We start from the raw sequence: 11629 nt of genomic DNA on the forward strand, positions 1-11629 counted from the left end.
GCGCGCCGCACCGCGGCCACGTTGTCGGCCATCTTGCGCATCTGGGCCTCGAACAGGCCGATCGCGATCGACGGCGAATCCTGGAACAGGTGGTTGACCCAGGGGAACGGATACGGATTGTACGGCCACGTGCTCGCCCACACCGACGAGCAGCCGGTGCTGTTGGCCATGCCCATCGAGGCGCGGCCGTTGCCGCCGGGCCCTTCCACGTACCGCCAGCGCAGATCGCGCAGGTCGTCCAGGGTGTCGGTGATCCGCTTGAGCCGCTCCTGCTTGGCGGCGTCCACCGGCACCGTCACCGCGCCCTTGGCCTTCACGGCCGCGCCGAGATCGGCGCCCGACGCGAGCAGCTCGCGCGCCTGCGCGTCGAGCCCCGCGATCAGACCGTCGAGCTTGGCCACGTGCTTGGCCACCCGCGGCTGCATGGACGCGTGGATGGACGACACGATCAGGTGCACCGCGGTCTTCTCGCCGCACCCCATGCACGCCCCATCGCCGCCCACCATCGACCGGTAGCTGTCCTTCTTGAGCAGCAGCGACGACAGCACGCCGATCCCCTCGTCCACGTCCGAGACGTTCACGAACCGGTCGGCGGTGTCGGGCAGCTGCTCCCACAGCGCCCAGTTGCGGCGCAATTCCACGAGCGCGGCCTCATCCTGGCGGATGGTTTCCAGCGCGCCGTCGGGGCACACCGCCACGCAGAGGTTGCACCCCTTGCACGTTTCGGGGTTCACGGTGATCGACAGCAACCCGCCGCCGCCCTTCTCCCGCCCTTCCACGGCGTCGAAGAACGGCTTGGTGCGCGCCAGCGGGAACGCGGCCAGCCGCTCCTGCACCACGGCGAATTCCCGATCGGTCTCGGCGCGCCGCTCGGCGTCCCATCCCATCTTGTCGGCCACCGCCGTGTATCCCGCGGCGAATGCCGCCGGCACGGCGAGCGACGGATCCTTGGTGAACAGGCGCTGCGTCTCGCGCGCCCAGTGCTTGGTCACGGGACGCAGTCGGTCGAACGTGACGCCGTTGGTGGACACATCGATCGCGGCGGTCAGCAGATCTTCCACGCTGTTCACCAGCCCTGGGATGGCCGAGTCGGGACACTGCGTCCAGCACTGGCCGCACCCCGTGCACTTCTCGGCGATGAACCGCGGCACTTCCAGCCGCACGCCGCTCATGTCGCGCACGGCGCCGGTGGCGGCCGGCATGGCGCTGATCGCCGCGAACGGATCCGCGATGCCGTCCTGCCCCAGGCCGCAGAGCGTGCACACCTGCTCCCAGAACCGTCCCGGATTGCCGATGCCGTCCTCGGCCTCCGGCACGTCGAGCAGCGACGGGATGTGCGGCACGGTGCCAGGCTCGTCGTGCTCCTCGACCACGATCGGCTTCACGGCCAGCACCTGGTCGAACCCGCGGCGGATCACGCGCAGGTTGTCCTCCACCACGGTCTCGCCCCGACTGCCGAACTTTTTCTGGAACTGCTTGCGCACCCCCTCGAAGACCTTCTTCTCGGTGGACTGCTCGCTCGTGATCAGCGACGACGTCCGGAAGAACGCGCCGAGGAACGCCGCGCCCTGCATGCGGTAGCGCATCTCCACGTCGGAGGCCTCTTCGCGCGCGATCGCGAACGCGTCGAGCACAAACAGCTGGATATGGCGGTCGCGGATGGCCGACCGCACGCGCGACGGCAGGGAGCGCCAGAACGCGTCGGGCGCGAGTTCGCTCTGGATCACGAACACGCCGCCGTCGGCGAGCCCGTCCAGCGGGTCGCTGTGGCGGAACACGTTCGGGTCGGGCGACAGCACCACGTCCACGTGCTTCAGTTCGCAATTCAGCAGGATGGGATCGTGCGCGAGCACCGCGTAGAACGTGGTCGGCTGCCCCTTCTTCTCCGAGCCGTACTTGGGGTTGGCCTTGATCTGCAGTCCGAACAGCTCGAACGCCGTCATCGCCAGGTTCTTGCCCATCGTGATCGCGCCCCACCCACCCACGGAGTGGATGCGCACCGCCGTCGAACCTTTTGGCAGCAGATTGGGCGCTTCGGCCCGCGCGAGCGACAGCTCCTTGAGGTGCGGATAGCTCTCGAGCAGCTTCTCCTGCCAGATCTGCAGCTTGGGAATGCGCGTGCCTTCGCGCACGAATTCCACGCCGAGGTAGAACTGCCGGCGATGCGTGCCGCCGGGCAGCATGTTGTCCACCGCCGCTACCAGATCGCCGGGCTGGAGGTCGCGGCTGCCGAGACCAAAGCAGCCCGAGAAGAAGTCGGGCACCTGTTCGCCGCGCAGCGCCGGGATTCCGGCGTGCGGCACGGGGCCGCCCAGAGCCCGCCCGTTCTCCACGGCTTTGGCCATGGCGGCGCGGATCTCGCGCAGCATCGGCGCATCCACGGCCAGCGGCTGGTCGGTGCGTTCGAGCACCACCACGCCCCGCTTGCCGGCGAGCAGCGTGGCCACGAGATCCGCCGGGAAGGGGCGGAACATCGTCAGGTTCAACACGCCCACCTTCAGGCCCCGGGCGTCGCGCAGATGGTCCGCCACCGCCATCGCGTTCGGCACCACCGAGCCCTGGCCCACGATCACCCACTCGGCGTCGTCCAGGCGGTACCCGGTGGACCGCGCGTACCGGCGGCCCGTGAGCTGCGCGTATTCGTCGAACGCGCGGTCGGCCAGCGCCGCCACGTGGTCGAAGTAGAACGGCCGCTGCGCGGCCACGCCCTGCGCGTAGCTCTCCTGGTTCTGCACCACGCCGAGCATCGCCGGGTAGTCCAGGTCGAACATCTCGGGGATCCGGCGCCGCGTGTCGCCAAACACCAGGCGCTGCGCCGGCGTGGGCGATTCGATGCGGTCGGAGGGATCGCCCAGGTACTGCTTGACCAGCGCCGGCTCGGGCAGCCGCACGCTCTCGATCACGTGGCTGGTCAGGAATCCGTCCTGCGCGCAGATGCCGGGGTTCAGCGACAGCTCGGCGATCCGGTGCGCGATGAGATTCAGATCGGCCGCCTCCTGCACGTCCTTGGCAAAGATCTGGAAGAACCCCGTGTCGTCCACGGCATGGTAGTCGTCGTGGCCCGCGTGCACGTTGAGCGCGTGCTTGGTCATCGCTCGCGCCGCCACGTTGAGCACGTACGTCAGCCGCTTGCCCACGGCCGCGTACAACGACTCGTGCATGTACGCGATGCCCTGCCCGCTCGAGAAGTTGGTGGCGCGGAGCCCGGACATCGACATCCCCGCCGTGACCGCCGCGGCCGCGTGCTCGCCCTCGGGTTCGAAAAAGAGCAGCCGGCGGCCGTTCACGTTCTCACGGCCCTCGGCCACCGCCGCCGCCCATCCCTCGCCCATCTGCGTGGAGGGCGTGATGGGATACGCGCCGGCGGCCTCGCCGCCCGCGGTCTCCATGGCCACCACGGCGCCGCTGCCGTCCACGGCACGCGCCACTCCGGGAAACGGCGGCGCCGACGGCGCGCCGGATGCGGGCTTGTCCTTGGTCCACAGTTTCATGCGCTCTCGCTCCCGACAGTCGCCGGCACGCGGGCAAACTGCGCGCCGGAAAGCCACACGATCGCACCCGTCGGGCACCGCTCTACTGCGCGCTCCTCGGCGAGTGTGATACGCTCATAGTCCACCACGGCCACTCCACTCGCGATGCTGATCAATCCCGGCGCCGCGTCCTGCACGCACTTGCCGCAGGCGGTGCACGCCACGCGGCACTGCTCCAGTGCGTCGTCGCCGCCGATGAGATTGCGGCACTGCACCAGCAGGTGCGCGTCCAGCGGGAGGATCGTGAACAGCCCCTTGGGGCACGCCTCCACGCAGTCGCCGCACGCCGTGCACTTGGCCACGTCCACCACCGGCAGCCCCGTCTCGGTCATCCGGATGGCGTCGAACGTGCACGACCGCTCGCAGTCGGCCAGGCCCAGGCATCCCCACGCGCATCCCTTGCCGCCGCCGGCCACCGCCGCCGCCGCCGAACATGTCCCGAGCCCGCGATACTCCGCTTGAGAAAGCGCCACGTCAGTGCCGCCCGCGCAGAGCACGCGGGCCACGCGCCGCGACGCCGAGCCCGCGTCCACGCCCAGGAAGGCGGCGATCGCCGCGTGCACCGTGTCGCTGGCCACCGTGCACTCCGAGGGCGCGATCTGTCCGGCCACCGCGCCTTCGGCGAACGCGCGGCAGCCCGGATGTCCGCAGGCGCCGCAGTTGGCGTTGGGCAGCATCTGCGTCACGATCTCGATGCGCGGATCTTCGTAGACCCAGAGCTGCTTGTTGGCGATGGCAATGAACACGCCGAACACCAACCCGACCCCACCGAGGATCAAGATCGCGTGGAGGGTTACCGACAGGGCGTTCACGAGATCACGCCTGGCCGCTGAGGCCCGATTGCGTGATCAGCCACGACGCGATCCGGTCCACGGCGTCCGATGCCCCCACCGCCGGCGTGCCGGCGCCGCCCGCCGCGGGCACAGCGAACGGCGTGCGCGCGAGGTCGGCCAGCAGGCTCAGGTCCTGCCCCATCTGGAACGCGCTCAGCCCGCCGATCGCGCGCTTGGGCGCGTCGGGCAGGTGATGCACCGTGATCCGCTGCCACGGCTCCCGGCCGCCCAGCGGATCGTGCATAAAGACCGCCGCGCCCTGGGGCAGCACGGCCGCGATCGCCGGGCCGTCGAACGAGGCCACGCGATCGAGGCCGGTGCCGTCGGTGGTCTGCAGCACCAGCGTGCCGGCGGTGAGGCATCGCGCCAGCGGCGCCGGCGCGCACGGTCCGCGCACCACGAGCACCAGCTTCTCGCGCCCGTCGGCGAAGTCGGTGAGCGCGCCCGCGTGCACATCCACTCCGTCCACTTCCACCACGAGCGGCGGCGCCACGCGGCGTTCCGTCTTGGTCCAGTCCAGGAACTCCACGTCGTCCAGCAGCCGGTCGTGCTGCGCGGGCTGATACCGGCCGCCGCGCACCAGGTCCGCCAGCATCGCCGCGCCGAACGCCCGGCCGGCCGCGCTGAGCGCGCCGTTCACCGTGGCGCCCAGTCGGGCGCCCGGCGGCACGTTCACCACGAACAGATCGTTGCCGCGCGCGCTCACCGCCCGGAGCACCTCCACCGCGCGGCGCATCGCATCGAGGCCCGCCGCGTCCACCCGGCGGGCCTTGGGGAAGAGCGATGCGAACGCCGCCGCATCCATGCGCGAACTGCCGAACGCGCCCAGTTCCGCGCGAGCGCGCGCCGCCTCGTCCTCGCCGCTCGCGCCCTGTGCGGCAAGGAATGCCTCGGCCTGGGCCAGCGCGCCCTCCACCAGCGTGCGGAATTCGGCGATCGGCTGGGCCAGCGCCAGCAGCGCCTGCGCGGTACGGGGATCAGACGGCATATCGGTCCAACTCCGCTTCGATGAGTGCTACGCGCTCGGCGGCCGTCCGCGGCGGCACGCGCCGCGTCTCCTCGTAACGGGGCTTGGAGTCGTCCCGGAAGAACACGCCCAGGTGCAGGCGGTCGGTGGCGCCGGCCATGCGCCGCGCCGCGTCCAGGTCGTGCGGGTCGTGCGCGATCTGGTTCTTGTAGAGCTTGCCGAGTTCGGGCACCACCACGCCGTCGTCGTGCACGAGCATGGCGATGTTGGCCGGATCCTGCACCGCCCGCAGGAAGATGGCGCTGGAATAGATGGGGCAGCGCTGCAGGATGCGCACGAAGCTGAGCCCGCGGTGCTGCCGCGCCGCGCGCAGCGTGGCGTACAGGTGCGAGGGCACCCACTCCGCCGTCTGGGCCACGAACGAGGCGTTGGTCACGCCCAGCGCCACCGAGAGCGGGTTGAGCGCCGGCAGCCAACTGCCGCGCGGCTGGGTGTTGCTGGGAAAGCCCTGCGGCGTGGTGGGCGACGTCTGCTGCTTGGTGAGGCCGTAGATGCCGTTGTCCAGCATCATGACCGTCAGGTCGAGGTTGTAGCGCAGCGCGTGCACCCAGTGGCCGGCGCCGATCGACGTGCAGTCGCCGTCGCCCATCACCACGAACACCGTCAGATCCGGGCGGGTGAGCCGGATGCCGGTGGCGATGGGCAGCGCGCGGCCGTGAATGCCGTGGAAGCCGTACGTCTTGAGATAGTGCGGAAAGCGGCTGGAGCAGCCGATGCCCGACACGAACACCGTGTTCTCCGGCACCAGTTGCTCGGCCGCCAGCAGACGCTGCACCGCGGCGAGGATCGAGTGGTCGCCGCAGCCCGGACACCAGCGGGCGCGCGCCCCTTCGTAATCGCTCATCTCGTATTCGTAATCGTCCGCGTGCAACTCGAGCACCGGAAGATGGCCGCCGGTCAGCGTCATGACTCACGTCCTCCACTCGCCAGCTGGCCGCGGATGGCCTCCACGATCGCGCCCGGACGCAGCGGCTCACCCGGCACGCGCGTCCAGCAATCCACGTCCACCAGCGTCGCGTTGCGCAGCAGCATGCTCAGCTGGCCGCGGCGGCGGTTCTCCTCGGTGATGAATGGATCGCCGGGTTCGTCGCTGTAGTTGATCTCCACCGTCATCACCTTGCGGAACTGCCGGAAGATGTCCTTGAGGCCCGGCTCGAGCGGCGACAGGAACCGCAGATGCGTGGACGACACGCGGAGCCCTTCGGCCCGCGCCCGGTCCACCGCTTCCTCGATCGCGCCCTTGGTGCTGCCCCACCCCACGATCAGCAGATCGCCCTTGGCGTCGCCGTATACCGGCGGCGGCTGGAGCAGCGACTGCAGCACGGCCAGCTTGCGGCTGCGCATGGCCGACGATCTCTGATGCACCCCGGAGCTGTACGCCACCTTGCTCCCCTCGTCGTGCGACAGGCCCGTCACCGTGTGCATGCCGCCGGGCTGCCCGGGGATGATCCGCGTCGAGAGGCCGGTGCGCGGATCCCACTGATACGCCTTCTGCCCCTCGGGCACCGGCGCCAGATCGATCGGCTCGGCCATCCAGCGTTCATCGGGCTTGGGGCGCGTGAACGGCGTGACGCCCGTGGCGAGATTGGCATCGGAGAGCACCATCACCACGGCGCGGAAGGTCTCGGCAATGCGCCGCGCCGTGATCATCACGTGGAAGCACTCCTCGATCGTGGCCGGCGCGATGATCACGTGCGGCGCGTCGCCCGTCTGGCCGAACAGCGCCGCCAGCAGATCCGACTGCTCCACCTTGGTGGGCAGCCCCGTGCTCGGACCGCCGCGCTGCACCTCCACCAACACCAGCGGCATCTCGATCATGGCGGCCAGGCCCAGGAACTCCGTCTTGAGCGCCAGCCCGGGGCCCGACGTGATCGTGAACGCCACCTTGCCGGCGTACGAGGCGCCGATGGCCACGCCCACCGCCGCGATCTCGTCCTCCGCCTGGTGGACGATGCCGCCGAACCGCTCGAACACCTCGCTCAGGTAGTGCGACACCGACGTGGCCGGCGTGATCGGGTACATGGCGCACAGCTCCATGCCCGAGGCGATGGCGCCCAGTCCCAGCGCTTCGTTGCCGTTCATCACCACCAACGAGTCGGTCGTGACGGCGGGCAGGATCTCGATCCGCAGATCCAGATGCTGTTCGGCCCACGCGTATCCCAGCTCCACCAGCGCGACGTTCGAGCGGTACACCTCTTCGCTCTTCTTGCGGAAGGTGTAGGCGATCTGTTCACGCACGCGATCCATGTCGCGGGCGTAGATGCAGGCCAGCATCCCGAGCGCGAACATGTTCTTGCCCTTGCGCGGATTGTCCACCACGGTCAGGCACTGCTCTTCCATGGGGACGGGGACGATCCGGTAGTTGCGCCCCGAGAGTTCGGTCATCGCGCGCTCCCACGCGGCGCGGATGTCGGGGTCCTCGTCGGTGGCCCATTTGTTCTCCACCAGCAGCACCGCGTCGGGAGCCAGCGCGTCCACGCGGTGGCGGGCCAGCAATACCTGTTCGTTGAAGGCCACGGCGAGCCTGGTGGCGTCGCCCCAGTTGGTGACCGGCGTGGAGCCCACGCGGATGCGGTATCCGCTGGCGCCTTCGGGCACGCGGGCGGGGGGCTGGATCTCGGCCGGGATGATCTCCACCGTCCAGACGCCGTTGCCCATCTTGGCGGAGACCGCGCCGAAGATCTGGCCGCATTTCTGCGCACCCTCACCGGAGTCGGACACGATCTCGACGGTGTGTTCGGGAACGCGGACCAGTTTCCGCGGCCCCGCGCCGGATGGTCTCGCTTCGGTTTCAGTGAGCATGGACGACCGCGCAACCTCAAGCTGGCTATTCTGTTAGGATGCAACACAGTCGCATGGGCGGCACAGGCCACCGGGTGCGACGTGGCGCGACAAACCTCACGGGCGCAATTCTCCTTTGCCGACGCGGAATGTCTGTAGGGCCAAGGGCCCAATATTGCCCGGGAATCCCTGACGGATTTCCACTGGTATCAGGGATAGTGCGCGCTCGGCGCCGCAGCGCGCCGGTGCGAGCGCGATCACCGCGCATCATTAACGGAGGCAGGGCAGATGTTTCAGTCAGCGTCCAGCAATCGTCGGTTCGGTGCTCACGTGGCAGTGATGCTTCGGCAATTCGCCAGACTTGCGTTCGCATTGGGCGTCATTGGCTGCGCCAAGTCAGCGCCCACCGCCGCGAGCGTCCCACCGGCCAATCTCGCCGGCAGCTGGACCGGCGGTCTGTTCGCGACCGCGTCCGGCACCGGCGCCCTCAGGCTCACGCTCACGCAACAGTTGTTGTCACTGCTTCCGCCCGGAAAGGGCTATGAGGTGGATCTTCGCGGAACGTGGTCGACGTCCTTTCCCAACCCAGCGAACGACGACAGCGGGACGGTATCGGGCAGCGCGTGGAGCGCGTCCGTGGGCGTCGAGTTGACGCTCACTGATTCAGGTGGCTGTGCGTTTGCGCTGACGGGTACGCGGACTGGCGTGCCTGCCATGAGCGGCAGTTTCAGAACGAAGTCGTGTGCGGTTGCCGATAGCGGGACGTTTGGCGTGAGCAAGGAATGAGGAAGCACGTCAAATGCCATAACGACGTGCCGCGTGCAAACGGGTTGCCCTGGGCTCTGCGAGCAGTGTCTGAAGCTCTCGACTCCGCTAGGTGCCACGACCTGGTCAACGTGCGGCGCGAACCGGGGATCACGGCAAGATGTTCACGGACCAATCTCGGGGAGCGGCCCACAAACACAACAAAGCGAGCCAACCATACCGGTTGACTCGCTTTGCATTGCCCCTCCTGGGATCGAACCAGGACTCTCCTGATCCAGAGTCAGGCGTGTTGCCAGTTACACCAAGGGGCATCGTCCGCTGTGCGCGGCAAGGCTTGCAAAGTTAGTTTTCGGTTGATCCAAAGGCAACCCTGAGCGCCGCCCAGAACCCACGAGCTTAGTCCTGATCACGCCGAGACTTACACGTTACAGCCGCCGCACGCGCTCCACGCACGCGGCGGCCGTTGGCACCCTCGCTGGCGTGTTGCTCCTGGGCGGATGCCGGAATGCGGCCATTCCCTTTGCCGGAACGGCGCCCGGCGGGCGCGACCGCGTTGAGCAGGCGGTCACCGCGCTGTACGAACGCTACGCGCACGTCCACCACGGCCCCAAGTACGACTACGCCCGCGTGCGCCTCTCCAGCGCCGCCCTCGTCCCCTCCCGCGCCTTCGACGACTCTGCGGTCTGGACCTCCGCCCCAAACGCCACCACGCGCCTGGTGGAGATCGGCGAGTTCGTCACGCCGGCCGGCATCACGGAACAGGAAGCCGCCGCCAACGTGCCCGCCCCCTCACGCCTGGGCGACGCCCGCCACACCATCGAGCTGCGCCGGCTGGCCAACGGCGACTACGTCTGGGACACCGACGTGGCCATCGCGCTCGGCACGATCTCCGCCAAGGACGTGGCCGACGGCATCGTCGCCCTGCTCACCTCCGCCGGCGGCCAGACCGATGCCCGCATGCGCGCCGACTACAACTCGGCGTTCCCGCGCACCACGGCCGTGCTGTCGGAGATCTTCTCCATGGACACGCTGCACACCACGCCGCTCCCCGACGGGTCCACGCTGGTGACGCTGTTCTTCACCCTGCACCCCGACCGGCTGCGCCTGCGGTATCCGGCGTTCGCCGACTACCTGCAGAAGTACGTGAACAGCACGCACTACGACCTGTCCATCGCCGACCACTCGGGTGCGGTGTTCTTCCGCGCCCGCGCCGACGGTCCACCGGTGATGGTCCAGGCCCGCGTGCTCGGCCATCACTTCCTGCCCATCGCCGGCCCCAGCCGCCCGATGCCCGACTCGCTCGTGCTCTCCGGGTCGTTCTCCACCAAGATCAAGTGGTTCACGGTGGGCGTGAACCACTTCACCTCGGATCTCATCATCGCGCGCAGCCAGCACGAGCGGTCGTGGACGCTGCACTTTCGCCAGGAACCCGACTGGCGGCTCCCGATGGCCGCCGAGCGACTGCTGCGCTCCCCGCTCCGCCGTCCGTTCCAGGATCCGGGCGTGATGTACGCGCTGAGCGTGCGCGACAGCGCCGGCGCGCAGACCATCCTCACCCGCCGCTCGCATTCCGAGGTGCACGAGAGCGCCATCATGCGGTTCATCGGCGCGCTCATCTCGCGCGTGGTCACCGAACTGGGCGGCAAGGTGGAGGACGAGGAGTTCGCGTACTTCGGGCGCCTGTTCGACGCCATGCGACGTGATTACGCCACGGTGCTGCCGGCCAACTGACGCTTCCCGCTATTCCTGAAAACACGAACGCCGCGGATCGAAATCCGCGGCGTTTCCATTGCAGTGTGCCACGCGCGCCGACATTGGAACTCTCCGTCCTACCGAACGGCGGCGGGCAATATGTTGTCTGCGAGTTGCCTCGCGAATGGAGCTGAGGGGGATCGAACCCCTGACCTCTGCAGTGCGATTGCAGCGCTCTCCCAGCTGAGCTACAGCCCCAAAAGGCCCGAGTTGCCGGAAAGAAGCAGCTGCCCGTTCGCACCCGGGTTGGTTCTACTCAAACGGCCCCGCGTGCGGGGCCGCTCGACTTGATGAATCATAGTCGCGCCACCCTCTACAGTCAAGGAGACGCGTACCCCACCATTCGGGCAACAGATTGCGGCATCGAAACTTCGCCCACCGCGCCGCCGGCCCTTGCTCACCGGTCCGGCCGCCAATAGCATGCGCCCATGTTCCAGGATCTCCGCCCCGACGAGGTGAGACGGGCCGCCGAACGCATCGCCGGCCACGTGCGCCACACACGGCTGTTCAAGAGTGAGCCGCTGTCGCGCATCGCCGGCGGCGACGTCTATCTCAAGCTCGAGAACGAGCAGGTCACCGGCTCGTTCAAGCTGCGCGGCGCGCTCAACGCGCTGGCCACGCTCCCGGACGACGTCCAGGCCCGCGGCGTGGTGACCTCGTCGGCCGGCAATCACGGCCTCGGCGTGGCCTACGCCGCGAAATCCCTTGGCATGTCGGCCACGATCTTCGTTCCGAGCTCGGCGCCCGACGTGAAGAAATCCGGCATCCGCGCACTCGGCGCCACGCTCGACGACACCGCCCCCGACTACGACGCGGCCATGGACGTGGCCAAGCAGTTCGGCGAGGCGCACGGCATGGCGTTCATCAATCCCTGCCTGGGCGACATGCTGCTGGCGGGACAGGGCACGGTGGCGCTGGAGATCCTGCAGGACCTGCCCGAT

General features: G+C 68.9%; 8 protein-coding genes and 2 tRNA genes. 3 read left to right on the forward strand and 7 right to left on the reverse strand.

Annotated features, from left to right (window positions below; genetic code table 11):
* The 5 genes from VNE60_06885 to VNE60_06905 all read right to left on the reverse strand — a co-directional run.
* Nucleotides 1-3491: 2-oxoacid:acceptor oxidoreductase family protein (locus VNE60_06885; GenBank protein ID HVB31238.1), on the reverse strand; the 3491-nt coding region annotated here is incomplete at its 3' end.
* A complete protein-coding gene (locus tag VNE60_06890; GenBank protein ID HVB31239.1) occupies nt 3488-4342 on the reverse strand; it encodes a (Fe-S)-binding protein in 855 nt (284 codons plus the stop codon). The genes VNE60_06890 and VNE60_06885, both read right to left, overlap by 4 nt.
* Nucleotides 4343-4346: 4 nt before the next feature.
* Nucleotides 4347-5351 (reverse strand): hypothetical protein, encoded by a 1005-nt coding sequence (locus tag VNE60_06895; protein HVB31240.1) that lies wholly within the window; start codon nt 5349-5351, stop codon nt 4347-4349.
* Entirely contained in the window at nt 5341-6297 is a 957-nt protein-coding gene (locus VNE60_06900; GenBank protein HVB31241.1) for a thiamine pyrophosphate-dependent enzyme, read from the reverse strand. Before VNE60_06900 ends, VNE60_06895 begins: the two co-directional genes overlap by 11 nt.
* Nucleotides 6294-8111 (reverse strand): 2-oxoacid:acceptor oxidoreductase subunit alpha, encoded by a 1818-nt coding sequence (locus VNE60_06905; GenBank protein ID HVB31242.1) that lies wholly within the window; start codon nt 8109-8111, stop codon nt 6294-6296. The genes VNE60_06900 and VNE60_06905 overlap by 4 nt, the downstream gene beginning before the upstream one ends.
* 390 nt (nt 8112-8501) lie before the next feature.
* On the opposite strand from VNE60_06905, the gene VNE60_06910 reads away from it, so the two are divergent.
* Entirely contained in the window at nt 8502-8957 is a 456-nt protein-coding gene (locus VNE60_06910; GenBank protein ID HVB31243.1) for a hypothetical protein, read from the forward strand.
* A gap of 217 nt (nt 8958-9174) precedes the next feature.
* Here VNE60_06910 and VNE60_06915 read toward each other — a convergent pair.
* Nucleotides 9175-9247 (reverse strand) — tRNA-Gln (locus VNE60_06915).
* Between the two features lie 169 nt (nt 9248-9416).
* Here VNE60_06915 and VNE60_06920 point away from each other — a divergent pair.
* On the forward strand, nt 9417-10667 hold the full coding sequence (locus VNE60_06920; protein ID HVB31244.1) for a hypothetical protein: 1251 nt from the start codon (nt 9417-9419) through the stop codon (nt 10665-10667).
* Between the two features lie 146 nt (nt 10668-10813).
* Here the strand turns inward: VNE60_06920 and VNE60_06925 are convergent.
* A tRNA-Ala gene (locus tag VNE60_06925) sits at nt 10814-10886 on the reverse strand.
* A gap of 230 nt (nt 10887-11116) precedes the next feature.
* Between VNE60_06925 and VNE60_06930 the strand changes: the two genes are divergently transcribed.
* A partial coding sequence (locus tag VNE60_06930) for a pyridoxal-phosphate dependent enzyme (GenBank protein ID HVB31245.1) occupies nt 11117-11629 on the forward strand: 513 nt, incomplete at its 3' end.

Source organism: Gemmatimonadaceae bacterium, from assembly GCA_035533755.1.
In the GTDB taxonomy this organism is placed as follows: domain Bacteria; phylum Gemmatimonadota; class Gemmatimonadetes; order Gemmatimonadales; family Gemmatimonadaceae; genus JAGWRI01.

Bases quoted from the DNA above. Each gene is read 5' to 3' on its own strand.
- VNE60_06895 (HVB31240.1), bottom strand. From the start codon at position 5,351: ATGCCGTCTGATCCCCGTACCGCGCAGGCGCTGCTGGCGCTGGCCCAG.
- VNE60_06900 (HVB31241.1), bottom strand. From the start codon at position 6,297: ATGACGCTGACCGGCGGCCATCTTCCGGTGCTCGAGTTGCACGCGGAC.